21 protein-coding genes are annotated in these 17,325 nt (G+C 70.6%); 16 read left to right on the forward strand and 5 right to left on the reverse strand.

Annotation, left to right across the window (positions count from 1 at the left end; translation table 11 throughout):
- Positions 1-6: 6 nt before the first annotated feature.
- From sufC to AQJ27_RS08815, 4 genes are read left to right on the forward strand one after another with little or no spacing between them, the layout of a single operon-like run.
- Entirely contained in the window at positions 7-789 is a 783-nt protein-coding gene (gene sufC, locus AQJ27_RS08800; RefSeq protein ID WP_067364240.1) for a Fe-S cluster assembly ATPase SufC, read from the forward strand.
- Positions 786-2,042 carry a cysteine desulfurase gene (locus tag AQJ27_RS08805; RefSeq protein ID WP_054235894.1) on the forward strand — a complete coding sequence of 419 codons (1,257 nt, stop codon included), beginning with the start codon at positions 786-788 and terminating at the stop codon, positions 2,040-2,042. The genes sufC and AQJ27_RS08805 overlap by 4 nt, the downstream gene beginning before the upstream one ends.
- Before the next feature lie 15 nt (positions 2,043-2,057).
- Positions 2,058-2,522, forward strand: a complete 465-nt coding sequence (gene sufU, locus AQJ27_RS08810; RefSeq protein WP_067364243.1) for a Fe-S cluster assembly sulfur transfer protein SufU — start codon at positions 2,058-2,060, stop codon at positions 2,520-2,522.
- Entirely contained in the window at positions 2,519-2,857 is a 339-nt protein-coding gene (locus tag AQJ27_RS08815; protein WP_054235892.1) for a metal-sulfur cluster assembly factor, read from the forward strand. Before sufU ends, AQJ27_RS08815 begins: the two co-directional genes overlap by 4 nt.
- Before the next feature lie 69 nt (positions 2,858-2,926).
- On the opposite strand, the gene AQJ27_RS08820 is transcribed toward AQJ27_RS08815, so the two are convergent.
- Positions 2,927-3,901: an AbfB domain-containing protein gene (locus AQJ27_RS08820; RefSeq protein WP_079064867.1), complete on the reverse strand. Its 975-nt coding sequence runs from the start codon at positions 3,899-3,901 to the stop codon at positions 2,927-2,929.
- Positions 3,902-4,279: 378 nt separating this feature from the next.
- Between AQJ27_RS08820 and AQJ27_RS08825 the strand changes: the two genes are divergently transcribed.
- The 5 genes from AQJ27_RS08825 to AQJ27_RS57305 all read left to right on the forward strand — a co-directional run bounded on the left by AQJ27_RS08825 (position 4,280) and on the right by AQJ27_RS57305 (position 7,047).
- Entirely contained in the window at positions 4,280-4,591 is a 312-nt protein-coding gene (locus AQJ27_RS08825; protein ID WP_067364249.1) for a hypothetical protein, read from the forward strand.
- A gap of 224 nt (positions 4,592-4,815) precedes the next feature.
- Complete coding sequence (locus AQJ27_RS08830; protein ID WP_060902166.1) at positions 4,816-5,136, forward strand: DMT family transporter; 321 nt, start codon at positions 4,816-4,818, stop codon at positions 5,134-5,136.
- Positions 5,136-5,675, forward strand: a complete 540-nt coding sequence (locus tag AQJ27_RS08835; RefSeq protein ID WP_067364252.1) for a TetR/AcrR family transcriptional regulator — start codon at positions 5,136-5,138, stop codon at positions 5,673-5,675. The genes AQJ27_RS08830 and AQJ27_RS08835 overlap by 1 nt, the downstream gene beginning before the upstream one ends.
- A gap of 148 nt (positions 5,676-5,823) precedes the next feature.
- A complete protein-coding gene (dapD, locus tag AQJ27_RS08840; RefSeq protein ID WP_067364257.1) occupies positions 5,824-6,813 on the forward strand; it encodes a 2,3,4,5-tetrahydropyridine-2,6-dicarboxylate N-succinyltransferase in 990 nt (329 codons plus the stop codon).
- A 6-nt stretch (positions 6,814-6,819) separates the two neighbouring features.
- On the forward strand, positions 6,820-7,047 hold the full coding sequence (locus tag AQJ27_RS57305; protein WP_067364260.1) for a hypothetical protein: 228 nt from the start codon (positions 6,820-6,822) through the stop codon (positions 7,045-7,047).
- Between the two features lie 34 nt (positions 7,048-7,081).
- Here the strand turns inward: AQJ27_RS57305 and AQJ27_RS08850 are convergent, their stop codons facing one another.
- Positions 7,082-7,435 (reverse strand): hypothetical protein, encoded by a 354-nt coding sequence (locus AQJ27_RS08850; RefSeq protein ID WP_067364263.1) that lies wholly within the window; start codon positions 7,433-7,435, stop codon positions 7,082-7,084.
- 198 nt (positions 7,436-7,633) lie between these two features.
- On the opposite strand from AQJ27_RS08850, the gene AQJ27_RS08855 reads away from it, so the two are divergent.
- Positions 7,634-7,981: a DUF1330 domain-containing protein gene (locus AQJ27_RS08855; RefSeq protein WP_067364266.1), complete on the forward strand. Its 348-nt coding sequence runs from the start codon at positions 7,634-7,636 to the stop codon at positions 7,979-7,981.
- A 50-nt stretch (positions 7,982-8,031) separates the two neighbouring features.
- Here the strand turns inward: AQJ27_RS08855 and helR are convergent, their stop codons facing one another.
- Together helR and AQJ27_RS08865 are read right to left on the reverse strand one after the other, a co-directional pair.
- Positions 8,032-10,200: an RNA polymerase recycling motor ATPase HelR gene (gene helR, locus AQJ27_RS08860; protein ID WP_067364269.1), complete on the reverse strand. Its 2,169-nt coding sequence runs from the start codon at positions 10,198-10,200 to the stop codon at positions 8,032-8,034.
- A gap of 153 nt (positions 10,201-10,353) precedes the next feature.
- Positions 10,354-11,604, reverse strand: coding sequence for a glycosyltransferase (locus AQJ27_RS08865; RefSeq protein ID WP_067364272.1), 1,251 nt, complete (start codon positions 11,602-11,604; stop codon positions 10,354-10,356).
- Positions 11,605-11,879: 275 nt separating this feature from the next.
- Here AQJ27_RS08865 and AQJ27_RS08870 point away from each other — a divergent pair, with 275 nt between their 5' ends.
- Positions 11,880-12,440 (forward strand): SigE family RNA polymerase sigma factor, encoded by a 561-nt coding sequence (locus AQJ27_RS08870; protein ID WP_067364846.1) that lies wholly within the window; start codon positions 11,880-11,882, stop codon positions 12,438-12,440.
- Entirely contained in the window at positions 12,437-13,639 is a 1,203-nt protein-coding gene (locus tag AQJ27_RS08875) for a WD40 repeat domain-containing protein (RefSeq protein WP_067364275.1), read from the forward strand. Before AQJ27_RS08870 ends, AQJ27_RS08875 begins: the two co-directional genes overlap by 4 nt.
- On the opposite strand, the gene dapA is transcribed toward AQJ27_RS08875, so the two are convergent.
- The gene (gene dapA / locus AQJ27_RS08880) at positions 13,640-14,566 is read right to left on the reverse strand and encodes a 4-hydroxy-tetrahydrodipicolinate synthase (protein WP_067364278.1); all 927 of its coding nucleotides are present in this window, start codon (positions 14,564-14,566) and stop codon (positions 13,640-13,642) included.
- 167 nt (positions 14,567-14,733) lie between these two features.
- On the opposite strand from dapA, the gene AQJ27_RS57310 reads away from it, so the two are divergent.
- The 4 genes from AQJ27_RS57310 to AQJ27_RS08895 all read left to right on the forward strand — a co-directional run bounded on the left by AQJ27_RS57310 (position 14,734) and on the right by AQJ27_RS08895 (position 17,237).
- Positions 14,734-14,880: a hypothetical protein gene (locus AQJ27_RS57310; RefSeq protein WP_165854120.1), complete on the forward strand. Its 147-nt coding sequence runs from the start codon at positions 14,734-14,736 to the stop codon at positions 14,878-14,880.
- Positions 14,877-15,545, forward strand: coding sequence for a hypothetical protein (locus tag AQJ27_RS08885; protein ID WP_067364281.1), 669 nt, complete (start codon positions 14,877-14,879; stop codon positions 15,543-15,545). The genes AQJ27_RS57310 and AQJ27_RS08885 overlap by 4 nt, the downstream gene beginning before the upstream one ends.
- A 124-nt stretch (positions 15,546-15,669) precedes the next feature.
- Positions 15,670-16,482: an ArsR/SmtB family transcription factor gene (locus AQJ27_RS08890; protein ID WP_235613498.1), complete on the forward strand. Its 813-nt coding sequence runs from the start codon at positions 15,670-15,672 to the stop codon at positions 16,480-16,482.
- 20 nt (positions 16,483-16,502) lie between these two features.
- Positions 16,503-17,237, forward strand: a complete 735-nt coding sequence (locus AQJ27_RS08895; RefSeq protein WP_067364284.1) for an SRPBCC family protein — start codon at positions 16,503-16,505, stop codon at positions 17,235-17,237.
- The last annotated feature ends 88 nt before the right edge of the window (positions 17,238-17,325 follow it).

The raw sequence follows: 17,325 nt of genomic DNA on the forward strand, positions 1-17,325 counted from the left end.
GAACCCATGGCAACGCTTGAAATCCACGACCTGCACGTCACCGTCGAGGCCGACAACGCCACGAAGGAGATCCTCAAGGGCGTCGACCTGACCGTGAAGCAGGGCGAGACGCACGCCATCATGGGCCCGAACGGCTCCGGCAAGTCGACCCTCGCCTACTCCCTCGCGGGCCACCCGAAGTACACGATCACCGGCGGCACCGTCACCCTCGACGGCGAGAACGTCCTGGAGATGTCCGTCGACGAGCGCGCCCGCGCGGGCCTGTTCCTGGCGATGCAGTACCCGGTCGAGATCCCCGGTGTCTCGGTCTCCAACTTCCTGCGCACCTCCGCCACGGCCGTCCGCGGCGAGGCCCCCAAGCTGCGTACCTGGGTGAAGGAGGTCAAGGAGACCATGGAGCGCCTCTCCATGGACCCCGCCTTCGCCGAGCGCAACGTGAACGAGGGCTTCTCCGGCGGTGAGAAGAAGCGCCACGAGATCCTCCAGCTGGAGCTGCTCAAGCCGAAGATCGCGATCCTCGACGAGACCGACTCCGGCCTGGACGTCGACGCCCTGCGCGTCGTCTCCGAGGGTGTCAACCGCGTCCGCGAGACCGGCGAGGTCGGCACCCTGCTGATCACGCACTACACGCGCATCCTGCGCTACATCAAGCCCGACTTCGTCCACGTCTTCTCCGCCGGCCGCATCGTCGAGTCCGGCGGCGCCGAGCTCGCCGACAAGCTGGAGAACGAGGGCTACGAGGCTTACGCGAAGCACGAAGTCGACATGAAGGGTGGCGCATCCGCGTGACACAGCTGCCGGGCCTCCTCGACACCGAGGCGATCCGCAAGGACTTCCCCATCCTGGACCGTCAGGTCCACGACGGCAGGAAGCTCGTGTACCTGGACAACGCGGCGACCTCGCAGAAGCCGCGCCAGGTGCTGGACGCCCTCAGTGAGTACTACGAGCGCTACAACGCCAACGTCCACCGCGGTGTGCATGTGCTCGCCGAGGAGGCCACGGCGCTGTACGAGGGCGCGCGCGACAAGGTCGCCGCGTTCATCAACGCGCCGAGCCGCGACGAGGTGATCTTCACCAAGAACGCCTCCGAGTCGCTCAACCTCGTGGCCAACATGCTCGGCTGGGCCGACGAGCCCTACCGGGTCGACCACGAGACCGAGATCGTCATCACCGAGATGGAGCACCACTCCAACATCGTGCCGTGGCAGCTGCTGGCGCAGCGCACGGGCGCGAAGCTGAAGTGGTTCGGTCTCACCGACGACGGCCGCCTCGACCTGTCGAACATCAACGAGATCATCACCGAGAAGACGAAGATCGTCTCCTTCGTGCTGGTGTCGAACATCCTGGGCACCGTGAACCCGGTCGAGGCGATAGTGCGCCGCGCCCAGGAGGTCGGCGCGCTGGTCTGCATCGACGCGTCGCAGGCCGCGCCGCACATGCCGCTGGACGTCCAGGCCCTCCAGGCCGACTTCGTGGCCTTCACCGGCCACAAGATGTGCGGGCCGACGGGCATCGGCGTGCTGTGGGGCCGCCAGGAGCTCCTGGAGGACCTGCCCCCGTTCCTCGGCGGCGGCGAGATGATCGAGACGGTGTCGATGCACTCGTCGACGTACGCCCCGGCGCCGCACAAGTTCGAGGCGGGCACCCCGCCGATCGCGCAGGCGGTCGGTCTCGGCGCGGCCATCGACTATCTGAACGCGATCGGCATGGACAAGATCCTCGCCCATGAGCACGCGCTCACCGAGTATGCGGTGAAGCGGCTCGGCGAGGTCCCCGACCTGCGGATCATCGGCCCGACCACGGCCGAGGACCGCGGCGCCGCGATCTCGTTCACCCTGGGTGACATCCACCCGCACGACGTGGGCCAGGTCCTGGACGAGCAGGGCATCGCGGTCCGGGTCGGACACCACTGCGCACGCCCGGTCTGCCTGCGGTACGGAATTCCTGCGACCACGCGAGCGTCGTTCTATCTGTACTCCACGCCGGCCGAGATCGACGCGCTGGTGGACGGCCTGGAGCACGTCCGGAACTTCTTCGGCTGAGGGGCTGGCTGAGACGTGAAGCTTGATTCGATGTACCAGGAAGTCATCCTGGACCACTACAAGCATCCCCATGGGCGAGGCTTGCGGGATGGCGATGCCGAGGTGCATCACGTCAACCCGACGTGCGGCGACGAGATCACGCTGCGCGTGAAGTACGACGGCGAGCAGATCTCGGACATCTCGTACGAGGGACAGGGCTGCTCCATCAGCCAGGCCTCGGCGTCCGTGCTGAACGAGCTCCTCGTCGGCAAGGACGTGTCCGAGGCGCAGAAGATCCAGGAGACCTTCCTGGAGCTGATGCAGTCCAAGGGCAGGATCGAGCCCGACGACGCGATGGAGGAGGTGCTGGAGGACGCGGTCGCGTTCGCCGGTGTCTCCAAGTACCCGGCCCGGGTCAAGTGCGCCCTCCTGAGCTGGATGGCATGGAAGGACGCGACGGCCCAGGCTCTGGGCGAGAGCGCCGAGAGGAAGACGGCATGAGCGAGAACGAGACCCTGACGATGAAGCCGGCCTCGGAGGAAGAAGTCCGTGAGGCGCTGTACGACGTCGTCGACCCCGAGCTGGGCATCGACGTCGTCAACCTCGGCCTGATCTACGGCATCCACATCGACGACGCGAACATCGCGACGATCGACATGACCCTGACGTCCGCGGCCTGTCCGCTCACCGACGTCATCGAGGACCAGGCCAAGTCCGCCACGGACGGCATCGTCAACGAACTGCGCATCAACTGGGTCTGGATGCCGCCGTGGGGCCCGGACAAGATCACGGACGACGGGCGTGAGCAGCTTCGGGCGCTCGGGTTCAACGTCTGAGTCCGCGCACACCTTCGCACACGTCTGTGGCCCCCGGCGGTTCGCCGGGGGCCACAGGTGTTTCTGTGCTCAGGACCAGCCGTTCACCACACGGAACGCCGAGTCCGCGCGGAAGAGCCGACTGTTGTCGTCTCTGTCCAGGCGGAGCTGGAAGTTGCGGTGGCGCAGATAGCGGCCCGGGTAGTTGATCGACTCCAGCATGACGGCGCCCGTGTACGGGGACGTCCGCGGGCAGAAGGTGGCGTCCTTCCGGAAGAGGTCGGAGCCGTCGTCGCGGTCGGCGCGCAGAGAGAAGTTGCGGTGGCGCAGATAGGCGCCGTCGGCGGTGACGAAGGAGTAGCAGTTGGCGTTGCCGAGTCCCGCCACCACCTTGAAGCCGGCGTCCCGCTTGGTCGAGCTCGAGCTGCCCGAATCCACCGGATCGAGCCGTACGAAGCCGTTGCTCAGATGCCAGTAGCGGTTCGGGTAGTTGACCGACTGGAGCGACTTCCGCGAGGAGACGGGCGTGGACTCGGGAGGTTCGCTGGACGAGGCGGTCTTCGACGGCTCGGTGGCGCCGGCGACGGGCTTGTCGTCGGACCCCTGTTCCGAGGGCCCAGGCGAGGCCGAGTCCGACGCGGTGGAGGTGGAGCCGGCGTGCCGCGGGGAGGACAGGGCGTTCTTGCCCGCCGGGGCCGCGCTGCTGCCGTCGGCCGAGGCGGAGAAGCCGGGTATGAACGGGACGTCGGTGTCGGAGGCGGTGTGGTTCGCCCGGTTCTTCGACGCGGCGTCAGAGTTGCTGTCCAGTACGGCGATCGCGGTCGCCGTGGCGATGAGTACCGCCACCGCGAGTCCGCCGGCCATCCACAGCCGTCGGGTTCCGGGCAGCCGTCCCTCGTCCGGGAACTCCCCGGACTCCCAGGGCACCGGCGGCTCGACGAAGGGAGGCAGTTCCGCCGGATAGGGAGTGCCTTGGGGGGTAGGGCGCCAGGCGGGTTCCTCCGAAGTGGGCACGGGCTGGTCGGGCCCGGGCTCGGGTTCGGGCTCTGGCGTGGTTTCTGGCATGCGCGTTCCTCCAGCGTCGCCCAAGGCGCACGCGGATTCGTCTACTGGTCTCAGCACAAGAGGGGGCGCAGGCACACGGAACGGCGGTAGCCGTGGAGACCCGGTGCGCGACTGGTGAAACAGTAGTGGACTTGGTGACTTCTGAGCAGCCGTTTCCCTACTGCTCCCTTGGGTCCCACGGGGATTCATGGGGGTTCATGGGATTTCATGGGCGTGGTGGCTTCACATTGCATTCTCGGTGTGATCCAAGTCCGGGCTCATCGGGGCGCGACAGCGTGAGGTCGTGTCCGCTTCTGTGCAACCCGCCCCCACACGTCCGGTGTTCGTCCTCGGCTGCCCCCGACCCGCTTCCACGAGCTCGGACTGGACGCCGGGCGAGTGGCCGAGCGGATCACCGACGGGCCGCCGACCCTCGGTTCGGCGCTCGGGATCGCGCTGCGGGCGTACGCCGAGGAGCGCGGCAAGGTGCGCTGGGGCGTGTGCGGGTTCCTGGGCGAGGAGTACGCCCCCGGGGCGACCGAGCCGCACCGCGTCGCCGGGGTGGCCGTACCCGCCCGCAAGACCTGGCACCGGCGCACCCACGGCGCGCTGGACACCTCCCGGGCGGGCACCTGGACCACCAGGCTGACGCCTCATCACATACGGCTGGGCGAGGTCGTATTGGGCGAATGGCTGACCTCGTACGGCTAGGAGCTGGCCGGAGCCGTCCGCCCCGACCCCGCCGAACTGCTGCGCTACCGGCGGGCGGAGGTACCGCGCCGGGCCGCCCGCGCCAAGCGGCGGACGCTCGACCGCCTGGCGCGGGTGCGTGAAACCGGGGCCGGTGGCCTGGCGGCCGGCTACGGGGTGAGCGGTGGCGAGGGGCTCGCGCTCCTTGTGTACGTGCGTACGCATCGATGCGTACACTCGTACACATGGGATACGCACTGCTCGCCGGAGCCATCGCCTCCGAGGTGGCCGCCACGACCGCCATGAAGTACAGCGAGGGCTTCAGCAGGCTCTGGCCCTCGCTGGTGACCGTCCTCGGATACGTCATCGCCTTCGTGCTGCTCGCGCAGTGCCTGAAGACCGTCCAGGTCGGCACGGCCTACGCGATCTGGGCCGGCGCCGGCACCGCCGTCATCGCCGCGATCGGCATGGTGTTCCTCGGCGAGGCGCTCAGCTTCACCAAGGTCGCCGGGATACTGCTGATCATCGGCGGGGTCGTGGTGCTGAACCTCGGCGGGGCCCACTGATGGCGGCGCGCCGCTACGACCCCGAGCGGCGGCAGCGGATCATCGACGCGGCGATCCGGGTCGTGGGCGCCAAGGGACTCGCCGGGCTGAGCCATCGCACCGTCGCCGCCGAGGCCGATGTGCCGCTCGGCTCCACCACGTACCACTTCAAGACCCTCGACGAGCTCATGGTCGCCGCGCTGCGCCAGGCGAACGAGGGCTTCGCCAAGGTGATCGCCGCGCGCGGCGCGCTGGAGGACCCCGGGGCCGACCTCGCCGGCGAACTCGCCGGGCTGATGGGCGAGTGGCTCGCGGGCGACCGTACGGGGGTGGAGCTGGAGTACGAGCTCTACCTCGCGGCGCTGCGCCGCCCCGCCCTGCGCCCCGTCGCCGCCGAATGGGTACAGGACCTCGCCGAACCCCTCGCCCGCCGTACCGACCCCGTCACCGCGAGGGCGCTGGTGGCGCTGGTGGACGGGATCTGTCTGCAGGTGCTGCTGACGGGGGCCTCGTACGACGAGGGGTATGCGCGGGAGGTGTTGGGGCGGGTGATCGGCTGAGGGGAGGGCTCGGCGCGGGGGGACGCGCGGAGTGCGAGGGCGGGGTCCTGCCGCGCGTCCCGCAGAGGGGCGTACGGGGGCGCCCGGCACGTGAGATGGCGGGTGGACCGGTTCGCTCGCGCGCCCCGGGCCGCGTTAGGTTTCACCCATGACCGACACGACTGCTACTCGCACCACCGGCGCCGTCGCCGCCGGCCTCGCCACCCTCACGGCCGACGGCACCGTCCTCGACACCTGGTTCCCCGCGCCCGAACTGTCCGCCGAACCCGGCCCGGCCGGCACCGAGCGGCTGTCCGCCGAGCGTGCCGTCGAGCTGCTCGGCGAAGGCGCCGCCAAAGCCATCGGGCCCGACGCCCGCCGAGGCGTCGAAGTGGTCGCGGTCCGCACGGTCATCGCCTCACTGGACGAGAAGCCGATCGACGCGCACGACACCTACCTGCGCCTGCACCTGCTCTCGCACCGCCTCGTGAAGCCGCACGGCCAGAGCCTGGACGGCATCTTCGGCCACCTCGCCAACGTCGCCTGGACCTCGCTCGGCCCGGTCGCCGTGGACGACGTCGAGAAGGTGCGCCTCAACGCCCGCGCCGAGGGCCTGCACCTCCAGGTGACGTCCATCGACAAGTTCCCGCGCATGACGGACTACGTCGCCCCCAAGGGCGTCCGGATCGCCGACGCCGACCGCGTCCGGCTCGGCGCGCACCTCGCCGAGGGCACCACCGTCATGCACGAGGGCTTCGTGAACTTCAACGCGGGCACGCTCGGCACGTCGATGGTCGAGGGCCGCATCTCGGCCGGTGTCGTGGTCGGCGACGGCTCCGACATCGGCGGCGGCGCCTCCACCATGGGCACCCTGTCCGGCGGCGGCAACGTCCGCATCACCATCGGCGAGCGCTGCCTGATCGGCGCCGAAGCGGGCGTCGGCATCGCCCTCGGCGACGAGTGCGTGGTCGAGGCGGGGCTGTACGTCACCGCGGGCACCCGCGTGACCATGCCCGACGGGCAGATCGTCAAGGCCCGCGAGCTGTCCGGGGCGTCGAACATCCTCTTCCGCCGCAACTCGGTGACCGGAACCGTCGAGGCCCGGCCGAACAACGCGGTGTGGGGCGGCCTGAACGAGATTCTGCACAGCCACAACTGATCACGGGTGGCCGTGACCTGCGGCCGCCTCCTCGACCAACGCCCCGACCTGCTGCCGAGCCGTCGGCAGCTGCCGACGTCGAGCACCAACGAGCGCCCTCCCACGGCCCAGGCCGGCCCGGGAGGGCGCTCGCTGCCACTCCAGGCCTGGCCGGTGGGGCGGTCGTCCTGCTCTTTGGACCAATTGCCCGACGTGCTCGACTGGTCCGCCCTGCTGTCCTCGGGCACCCGGTGATCCCGCCGACACCCGCGGACGCTCGCAGCGGGCGTCATGCCGGCTGAGCCGCTCCGGCGCTCTGATCTTTCAACGTCGCGTATGCGCGCTCGACCTCGCCCAGGTACTGCTCCAGGCGGAAGTGGGCCTCCTCGACAACCTTGCCATCGAGGCCCGGGTACGCCAGGCCGGACCAGATGACCGTCCCGCCCCGGAGCCGGACCCGGATGGTCAGCCTGTCCGGCCCCGGCTCGGGCTGCTCCTGGGCTGCCACATCCACCGTGCACGGCATGTCCGTCGGACAGAGCGGTCCGCCCGGGCGGAGCAGCCGCCTCGGATCGAGGCCGGCCATTCTGCTGTCGCTGCGCGCGACCACGTCGAGGCCGTCGACGAAGAGATACGTGTGCACGGCAGCACACACCGGCGGCCCAGGACACGCGCTGATGAGGAGCGTGCTCGCCGCACCGTCGCTTCGCGCATCGGGCGCGGTGGCCCTCAACTCACGTGGGGACCTACGCGGCATCCGCTTACCTCTCAGGTCATCGACCGGGGTGTGCCCGCATGTCAGGCTCCCAGCGTACGGAGCTCGACCGACCGGAAGGACACCATGCCCGCCTACGCCATTGCCCACCTGCAAGAGGCCGCTCCGCACCCGGAGATCGCCGAGTACATCGAACGCATACCCACCACCTTCGAGCCGTACGGCGGACGCTTTCTCGTGCACGCCGCGCAGCACGAGGTGAAGGAGGGCAGTTGGCCCGGGCACGTCGTCGTGATCGGGTTCCCGGGGATCGCCGAAGCGCGGGCCTGGTGGGACTCACCCGCGTACCAGGAGATCGCACCGCTGCGGTCGCGGCACATCGAGGGCGAGATCATTCTGGTCGAAGGCGTCCCCGAGGGCTACGACCCGACCGCCACCGCACAGGCGATGCGGGCGGCCCTGCCTGCCGAGTAGCCCTCCGGCTCGGCCGGCGCGCTCTGTTGATCGGCGGTGTCGACGCTTCGTCAGCTCGTGAGGATGACGAGTTGCCGGGTCGCTCGGGTCATCGCGACATAGCGGTCGACCGCTCCTTCGATGCCCTCGCCGAACGCCTCCGGGTCGACGAGGACGACCAGGTCGAACTCGAGCCCCTTCGACAGCTCCGGGGTCAGCGAACGGACACGGGACGTCGTCCGGAATGCGGGATCGCCGATGACGCAGGCGATCCCGTCGGCGTGCGTGGCGAGCCAGTTGTCGAGGATCGAGCCCAGATCCGCGACGGATCCGTGGACCACGGGAACACCGCCGCTGCGGATGGAGGTCGGCACATTGGCGTCCGGGAGCACGGCCCGGATGACCGGCTCGGCCTCCGCCATGATTTCTTCCGGCGTCCGGTAGTTGATGCTCAGGGAGGCCGACTCGATCCGGTCGAGCCCGATCCGCTCGAGCCGTTCCCGCCACGACTCCGTGAACCCGTGCCTGGCCTGGGCGCGGTCCCCGACGATGGTGAAGCTCCGGGACGGGCACCGCAGCAGCAGCATCTGCCACTCCGCGTCGGTCAGCTCCTGGGCCTCGTCCACGACGATGTGCGCGAAGGGGCCGGCGAGCAGGTCCGGTTCGGCGCCGGGCAGCGCGCTCTCGTCGACCAGGGTGTCCCGCAGGTCCTGTCCGTGCAGCATGCCCAGCGCGCCCTCGCTCTCGTCGATCACGACGTTCTGCAGCAGGCTGTCGATGACGTCGGCCCTGCGCGCGCGTTCGGCGGCCACGGCGGCGTCGTCGCGACGTTTGCGCCGCGCCGCCTCCGGGTCGCCGAGCCGCTGCCGTGCCGCGTCCAGCAGCGGCAGGTCGGACACCGTCCAGGCCTGGGCGTCCTCGCGCTGCAGCTTCCGGACCTCGTCGGGGCCGAGCCAGGGTGCGCACTTGCGCAGATAGGCGGGTACCGACCACAGATCCGAGACGAGGTCGGCCGCTTCGAGCAGCGGCCAGGCGCGGTTGAAGGCCAGGAGCAGCTCCCTGTTCCGCAGCAGTGACGTGCGGAGCAGGTCGGCCGAGACGTCGTCGTCATGCGCCGAGGCGTCGTCGTGCCTGTCCACCAGGATCGTGAGCAGTTCCTCCCAGACCTGGTCACGGGCCTCGTTGTGCGGGGTACCGGGTTCCGCCGCTTCGAACGCCATGGCCCAGTCGTCGGCGCTCAGCCGGATGTCGGACCAGTGGGTCGTGACTGTCATCCCTTTGGTGGGCGGCTCCTCGTAGAACCTGACGGCCGCCTCGATCGCCTTCACCAGGTTCGTGGACGACTTCAGGGCGGCCACGTCAGGGTCGGCCTCGATCGTCGCCTCGGCTCCCTCGGCGACGAGGTCCCGCAGGACGCAGGTCTGCACGCCCTCCTCTCCGAGGCTGGGCAGGACGTCGGCGACGTACGCCAGGTAGGGCCGGTGCGGACCGACGAACAGCACGCCGCCCCGGCGGTGACCGAGGCGCGGGTCGGAGTGGAGGAGGTAGGCGGAGCGGTGCAGGGCGACGACCGTCTTGCCCGTACCCGGACCGCCGTCGACGACGAGAGCGCCGCGTGATCCCGCGCGGATGATGGCGTCCTGGTCGGCCTGGATGGTGCCGAGCACGTCGCGCATCCGCCCCGACCGGTCGCCGCCCAGGCTGGCGATGAAGGCGGACTGGTCGTCGAGCGCGGCGTGCCCGGCGAACCCGTCCGAGGTGAACACCTCGTCCCAGTAGTCGCCGATCCGGCCGCGGGTCCAGCGATATCTGCGGCGGCTCGCCAGCCCCATCGGGTTGGCGTGGGTGGCTCCGAAGAACGGCTCGGCGGCGGGGGAGCGCCAGTCGAGCAGCAGCCGACGACCCGTGCTGTCCGTCAGGCCGAGTCGTCCGACGTACACGGGCTCGGGGCTGTCCGCGCCGACCATGTGCCCGAGGCACAGGTCCAGACCGAAGCGGCGCAGTGCGCGCAGGCGAGCGGTCAGCCGGTGGATCTCGATGTCCCGGTCCATCGCCTGTTGGCCGAGGCCGCCGGGCGCCCTGCGCGCGGCGTCGAGGCGTTCGGTCAGCTCGGCGATCGACTGCTCCAGGCACTCCGCGAGGGCCGCGAAGTGCTGTTCGTCGCCGGCGATCAGCGTCGGGTCGGCCTTGGCGGAGAGGCGGTCGGGAAGGTCGAACGCGCTGGTGGTCAGGGGGTTCACGTCGTTGGCTCCGAATGCTGCGAAGGTGAGGTCGCTCGTGACCCTTGCGCGCGGCAAGGCGTCGGGACCGGCGGGTGCGGGTTCTCGTGTGCGGGGTCCTGACGGGGCGGTCCCGTGTGGCTCATGCGTGGCTCATGCGGACATGCGCGGCTTTTAGCGGCCGGTCGTGCCAGTCGTGCCGGTCATGCCGGTCATGCCGGTCGGGTCGAGGAGAAGCTTCGCGGCCACCGTCGCCCCGTCGGTGCGGATCGTGGGGGCCACGGCCCTCGCTCGTGCGCGGGTCTCGGGGGCCAGGGCCGTGCTGAGCGCGGCCGACAGGGACTCGAAGGTCGGAGTCGGACCGTCGTGGGCCGCGCCGATGCCCAGCTCGGCGACCCGGGCGGCCCAGTACGGCTGGTCCACGATCTGGGGTACGACCACCTGGGGCGCGCCGGCCCGGGCGGCCGTCGTCGTGGTGCCCGCGCCGCCGTGGTGCACGACGGCGGCCACCCTGCCGAACAGCGCCTGCTGGTTGACCTCGCCGACGACGAAACAGTCATCGACGTCGTCGATCGGGGCCAGCTCGGCCCAGCCGCGGGCAAGGAGTACGCGGCGGCCCTGCGCGCGGCTCGCTTCGACGGCCACCCGGGCGATGTCCTTCGGGGCGTGCGCGGCCATGCTGCCGAAGCCCACGTACACCGGCGGTGCGCCCGCCTCCAGGAACGCCTCCAGCCCGTCCGGGAGCGGGCGTTCGTCGGGCAGGATCCACGCCCCGGTCTGTACGAGGTCGAGATCCGTCAGGTCCTTCCACGGGCCCAGGGCGGGGTCTGCCGCCAGCCACGGCCGCTCGGTGACCGCGTAGTCACGGACGTTGTCCACCGGTGGCAGGCCGAGCACCGCCCGGTGGCTGTTCTCCGCCTCGCCGTACAGCTCGTTCACGCGCTGGGCGTCCTGCTCCCACAGCACCTTGAGGTCGGTCTCCTCCCGCGGGGAGGGCCGGCCCGGCCGCGACTGCGGAGGGAAGTGCCGCGACGGCAGCCCGAACGGATGGAAGCACGCGAACACGTAGCGGATGCCCAGTTTCTCGGCCACCGAGCGCGCGCCGGCCGGCATCAGACCGGTCGCCAGCAGCGCGTCACATCCCTCGGCCGCCGCGGTGAGCGTCTCGTACCTCGCGGCGACCAGCTCGGGCGCGAGCCGGAACGCGTTCGCTGCCGACGGCGGCCTCTCGCCGGTCACCACCGAGCGCACCGACGGGCCGAGCGGCACCAGCGGCACGCCGACCCGAGCCAGCAGCGCCACGAACTCCTCGTCCGGCGGCGCGCACACCCGCACCTCCGCGCCGAGTTCCCGCAACCCCACCGCCAGTCCCGCCAGCGGTTCGACGTCCCCGCGCGATCCCCACGTCGACAACAGCACACGCACTTCGCGACTCCCCGTTTCCGCAGATTCCGGCTTCGGCCGGTGATTCTGCGGCACGACGGGGGCCTTGCCGCAAGCCCCCCGGTGCGCTATATGTTGAGAGTGGCAAGGAGTGGGTTACCTCCTTGCCTCTTTCTTTTGCCGTCGTCTTTTGTCGTCCGCTGCGGAATCGATCGTGGCCCCGGGGCATAGCGGCGGGCGGTCACACACGTCACAAGGGGTACAGGGGCGGGCCGTCAGGGCCGTCGGAGCAGACCCTCGGGGAAGACTAGGTGACGATGGATGCCGAAGCGCAGAAGAGCTTCCGGGAGTTCGTGGCGAATCGGTCGTCCACGCTGTTGAAGACGGCCGTGCTGCTCAGTGGCGGCGACCGGCACGCCGCCGAGGATCTGCTGCAGAACGCCCTGATCAAGACCGCGGGGCGGTGGCACCGGATCGACGAACCCGAGGCGTACGTACGGCAGGTCCTGTACCGCCAGCAGGTGAGCCGCTGGCGGCTGAAGTGGCCCTGGCGCGAGTTGAGCGTCGCCGAGCCGCCCGAGGGCGGGTTCCACGACACGGACGCCTCGGCCGCCGCGGAGTTGCGGGTCGTGATGCGGGGGGCGCTGGCCCGGCTCACCGCCCGGCAGCGCACCGTGCTCGTCCTGCGCTACTTCGAGGACCTGCCCGAGGCCGACGTGGCCCGCCTCCTCGGCTGCTCCGTCGGAACCGTACGGTCCACCACCCACCGCTCGCTCGCCCGGCTGCGCACCCTCGCCCCCGAACTGGCCGCACTCGGCCGGGGAGACGACGAGCGGCCGGCGGCCCGTGACTTCTCGCCGCTGGAGGTGCGCCCGTGAACGTCGACGACCTCGTCCGAGACTCCTTCCACGAGCAGGCCGCGGATCTCGCCCCGCCGCCCGTGGACTTCGCCGACCGGGTACTGGCCGTCCGACGGCGCCGCCGGACCCGCACGATTGCGTCCGCCGTCGTGGCCACCGCCGCGGCGGTCGCCGTCGCCGTCGCGATGCCCGTGCTGGGCACCGGCAAGGACGACGTGCGCCCGGCGAACGTCCTGAACGAGAACGACATCATCGCCCACCCCGGCCAGACCCCACCGCGTGACCTGATCGCGGCCGGGGGAGTCGCGCTGGCCGCGTACTACACGCAGACGAACGTCAAGCTGTCGGCCACGCACCACGCCGACGTCCGCACGTACTGGCTCCTCGACGCGCGTACCCGTACGTACGAGAAGACGAAGTGGTCGTTCGTGGCGGTCGCCCCCGGCCTGCGGACCGCCGCCGTCCTGGAGCGGACACTGCCCGCCAAGCGGATCGGTCTGCTCAACCTGCTCACCGGCAAGGTGGAACGCTGGATTCCGGTCGACCACACCGTCGGAGCGGTCGCGTTCTCGCCCGACGGCCGCAAACTCGTCGCGACGACCTACAAGAAGAACCCCGATCTGCATGTCACGCCGAAGGACAATCAGGGCAGCTCCTGGCCGAACTTCCAGGAGCCGGGCCGGACCGGCTTCTATGTCGTCGATGTCGCTTCCGGTAAGGCGGCGTCCTGGAGCGAGGTGTCGCCCGGCGACGGCAGCGGCCTCAACGACCGCCAGGACTTCGGCTTCAGCCACGACGGAAAGCTGGTCTACACCGGGTTCACCACGACACCGGGCCAGTACTTCTACGACTTTCGAGGCCGCCAGGTTCAGGCACCCGCGAACGAGAAGCACCTGCCCTGGTACGTCGACGCGCGGCTGTCCCCTGACGGCAGGCACGCCGCGGGCGACTTCGCGGGCGGCGCGGAGAACACCGCTTCCGCGATCCTGGACCCCGTCACCGGCAGGCGGATCACGACCGTACGCGGGCAGCAACTGCTCGCCTGGGTCGACAACAAGCGCCTGATCGCCTGGGACATCACGCCGGGCTCGAACGAGTTCCACAACCGGCTCGTGGTCGTCGCCCTGGGCAGCGACAAGGAGGTACCGCTGAGCGGATTCCGGGGCGGCAAGGACGGCGCCGCCGGGCGCTGGACACCGGTCTTCGCCAGGCGCTGATCAGGCGGCCACCAACTCCTCGTACGCCGCCAGCAGTCCGTCGGTCACCTCGCGGCCGGCGGGCCGCAGCGGCGCGCGGACCGGACCCGCGGGCAGGCCGAGCCGGCCGAGCAGGGCCTTGGCCGTGACCGTGCCGGGCAGTCCCGACGACATCATCAACTCGATGAGCGGGATGACGCGTTGCTGCCGACGGGCCGCCTCCGCCGTGTCCCCCGCCTCGAACGCGTCGAGGATCGCGCGGAAGGGGCCAGGGGCGGCGTTCGCCACCGTGCTGATGCAGCCGGTCCCGCCGACCGCCCGCAGCGCGAGCACCTGCTCGTCGCAGCCCGCGTAGTACGCCAACTCCGTGCGCGCCAGCACCTTCTGGGTGCCCAGGAGGTCGTACGCGCAGTCCTTGACGGCGACGATCCGGGGGTGCTCGGCGAGCCGGATCAGGGTGTCGGGCTCGATACGGGTGCCGGTGCGGCCGGGAATGTCGTACAGCGTGAGAGGTAGTCCGGTGGCGTCGGCGATCTCCCGGAAGTGGGCTTCGACGGCGTCCTGCGGAGGCCTGCTGTAGTACGGCGTCACGACCAACAGGCCGTCCGCGCCCGCCTTTTCGGCCGCCAGGGCCAGTTCGACGGTGTGCCGCGTGTCGGCGGTGCCGACGCCCGCGACGATCGCGGCCCGGTCGCCGACCGCCTCACGCACGGCGCGTACGAGCGCGGACTTCTCGGCGTCGGTCGTGGTCGGGGACTCGCCCGTGGTGCCGGACAGGACCAGGCCCTCGCAGCCCGCGCGGACCAGCCGGTCGGCGAGCCGCCCCGCCCCGTCGAGGTCGAGCGCGCCCGCCTCGGTGAAGGGCGTGACCATCGCGCAGAGCGCACGGCCGAAGGGAGGAGCGGGGGAAGACGCGGAGGGAGGGGCGGAGGGGGCTGAGGTCGTCATACGAGTAGTCTCGGCAGCTCCATTGTGAAGCTCCACTTAATTCTTCTACGAGGTAAAGGGAAGCATTGCTACCAGGTGGCCGCTTTCGCGAGGCCCTGGTGCCAACCCGGCCCCTCATGGGTCACCATGGCGGGAACGGAAGTCGACGGCAGATCGCGGGAGGCGTCATGAGGCTGGGCAAGGCACTCGCCACCGGAGTCGCGCAAGAGCGGACTCGCGCGGACGAAGACAATCTCCAACTTCCCGAGGAACTCCCCGAGAAAATCGAGGAGCTGGAGGCGTCCGTGCCCGAAGAGGTCCCGGTCGCCCGATGAGGCTGCGGCTCCCCGAGGAACGCCCGACGGAGCCGCCGACCGGATACAAGATCGCCCACCCGGTGCTGTCCCAGGACGGCACCCGGGCCGGGTTCACCGGCGTCTCGCTGGGTGGCGCGGTGCCGTACGGAGTGCTGGACGAGGCGCGCTGCGTCTACGGGCTGCGGCACCGGGCGCCGCACCGCCGCTGCGACTGCGGTTTCCACTGCGTGCACGACTCGGCCACGGCCGAGGCCATGCTCTGCACCGCCGAGCACCGGGCGGCCGTCCTCCTGGAGGTCTCCGTCCTCGGCGCCTACATCCGCTTCGAAAAGGGGTTCCGCTACGCCCGCCAGCGGGTGCGGAGCGCGACGGTCGGTCCCTGCGCCTGCGGCGCGGTGGCCGCCGCGCTCGCGGACGCGGGCTGGGGGCGCCCCGGCTGGCGCGCCCTCGCCGCGGCCTGTGCGGGCTGTGTGCGCGGTCGTACGTCCCTGTCGTTGGCGGGGTTCGCGCGGGTGGCTGGTGAAGGGCTGCGGGTCCGCGCCGGGAGCGGGGCCGTGGTCGGGGAGCTGCCCGCCGGGCTCGGGGTGTCCGAACTCGTGGCCGAGGCGGCACTGCTGCAGGCGCGGCTGGACTGGTTCCAGACCCAGCTGGCACGTCTCGACCAGGGTGGGCCGCAGGGCTGAGTCTCCCTCTCTGATTCCCGACTCTGATTCCCGACTCTGATTCCCGACTCCGATTCCCCAACTCCGATTCTCCGACAACTTGACTCGCCTGGACAAAAAAAGTGTTCGGTGAGACGGTGGAGTCATGTTGGACGTGACCGTGATCGAGGACGCCGAGGCAGCCGCCGTCTCGCTTGACCCCATACGAGCCCGGCTGCTGGCCGAGCTGGCCGCCGGGCCCGCGTCGGCCGCCATGCTGGCCGGAAAGGTCGGACTGCCGCGGCAGAAGGTGAACTACCACCTGAAGGCGCTGGAGCGGCACGGCCTGGTCGAGCTCGCGGGCGAGCGCCGCAAGGGCAATGTCACCGAGCGGCTGATGCGCGCGACGGCGGCGTCGTACGTCATCTCGCCGCTCGCCCTCGCCGCCGTGCAGCCCGACCCGGACCGCTTCCGGGACCAGCTCTCGGCCCGCTGGCTGCTCGCCGTCGGTGCCCGGCTGGTCCGGGACGTGGGAGCGCTGATCACCGGCGCGACGAAGGCCCGCAAGCGGCTCGCCACCTACGCCCTAGACGGTGAGGTGACCTTCGCCTCCGCCGCCGACCGCGCCGCGTTCATCGAGGAGCTGACGCAAGGGGTCGGCGCGCTCATCCGCAAGTACCACGACGGGAACGCGGAGGGCGGGCGCGACCACCGGATCGTCGTCGCCGTCCACCCGACGCTCAAGCCGGAAGCCGTCGCCAAGCTGGAAGCCACCGTCAACTCGGACGCCAAGCCGGAAGGCACCGTCACCCCGGAAGTCACCGCCAAGCCGGAAGCCACCGTCAACTCGGACGCCAAGCCGGAAGGCACCGTCACCCCGGAAGTCACCGCCAAGCCGGAAGTCAGCGTCGAGGCGGGGGCCGCCGAGACGCCGGAGGCCGCCCTCGCGGTGGACTCGACCCCGCCCGGCCAGGACTGAACCTCAGGAGAACCACCACCATGTCCAAGGAATTCGAGATCGCCCGCGAGTTCGAGGTCGACGCCACCCCGGAGCAGATGTGGGAGGCGATCACCACCGGTACCGGCGGCTGGCTGTGGCCGATGGAGTTCGAGCCGCGTCAGGGCGGTACCGGGCCCTTCGGCTCCACGCTCACCAACTGGGACCCGCCGCACCGCCTCACCAGCCTGGTCGAGGACGTCGAGGGCATCTCCCAGCAGACCCTCAACCAGATCGACGAGACCATCGAGCCGCGTGACGACGGCCGCCGGTCGTGGGTGCGGTACGTGCACAGCGGCATCTTCGTCGAGGACTGGGACAACCAGTACGACGGCGCGAGCAAGCACACGGACTTCTATCTGCACACCCTGCGCCAGTACGTGACGCACTTCGCGGGGCGCCCGGTCGCCTTCGCCACCTTCGACGGGCCCGGCGCGTCCACGGCGGCCGACGCCTTCGCCGCCGTCGGACGGGCGCTCGGCCTCGCGGACGACACGGCCGAGGGCGCGCGGGTGCAGGCACGGGGACCCGAGGGGCAGCTCCTCGACGCCGTGGTCGACTACCGCAACCCGTACTTCATCGGGCTGCGCACCGACAACGCCCTCATCCGTTTCTTCGGGCGCAACCACTGGGGTGCCCCCGTCGGCATGAGCGTCCACGACTTCGCGTCCGACGCCGACGCCAAGCACAACGAGACCGCCTGGAAGGGCTGGCTGAACGAGACGTTCGCCGCCTGACATCGGGCAAGGGAAGAGCCCGGCCCCCCGGACGACGGGGCCGGGCTCTTCCCTTTTCGGGGCTGTGGCCTCATCCACAGCCCCTACA

The sequence above is a fragment of the Streptomyces olivochromogenes genome (assembly GCF_001514115.1).
Classification (GTDB): domain Bacteria; phylum Actinomycetota; class Actinomycetes; order Streptomycetales; family Streptomycetaceae; genus Streptomyces; species Streptomyces olivochromogenes.

Coding starts and splice junctions, on each gene's coding strand:
- sufC (WP_067364240.1), top strand. CDS start 7: ATGGCAACGCTTGAAATCCACGACCTGCACGTCACCGTCGAGGCCGAC.
- AQJ27_RS08815 (WP_054235892.1), top strand. CDS start 2,519: ATGAGCGAGAACGAGACCCTGACGATGAAGCCGGCCTCGGAGGAAGAA.
- AQJ27_RS08820 (WP_079064867.1), bottom strand. CDS start 3,901: ATGCCAGAAACCACGCCAGAGCCCGAACCCGAGCCCGGGCCCGACCAG.
- AQJ27_RS08830 (WP_060902166.1), top strand. CDS start 4,816: ATGGGATACGCACTGCTCGCCGGAGCCATCGCCTCCGAGGTGGCCGCC.
- AQJ27_RS08835 (WP_067364252.1), top strand. CDS start 5,136: ATGGCGGCGCGCCGCTACGACCCCGAGCGGCGGCAGCGGATCATCGAC.
- dapD (WP_067364257.1), top strand. CDS start 5,824: ATGACCGACACGACTGCTACTCGCACCACCGGCGCCGTCGCCGCCGGC.
- AQJ27_RS08855 (WP_067364266.1), top strand. CDS start 7,634: ATGCCCGCCTACGCCATTGCCCACCTGCAAGAGGCCGCTCCGCACCCG.
- AQJ27_RS08870 (WP_067364846.1), top strand. CDS start 11,880: ATGGATGCCGAAGCGCAGAAGAGCTTCCGGGAGTTCGTGGCGAATCGG.
- dapA (WP_067364278.1), bottom strand. CDS start 14,566: ATGACGACCTCAGCCCCCTCCGCCCCTCCCTCCGCGTCTTCCCCCGCT.
- AQJ27_RS57310 (WP_165854120.1), top strand. CDS start 14,734: ATGAGGCTGGGCAAGGCACTCGCCACCGGAGTCGCGCAAGAGCGGACT.
- AQJ27_RS08885 (WP_067364281.1), top strand. CDS start 14,877: ATGAGGCTGCGGCTCCCCGAGGAACGCCCGACGGAGCCGCCGACCGGA.
- AQJ27_RS08890 (WP_235613498.1), top strand. CDS start 15,670: ATGTTGGACGTGACCGTGATCGAGGACGCCGAGGCAGCCGCCGTCTCG.
- AQJ27_RS08895 (WP_067364284.1), top strand. CDS start 16,503: ATGTCCAAGGAATTCGAGATCGCCCGCGAGTTCGAGGTCGACGCCACC.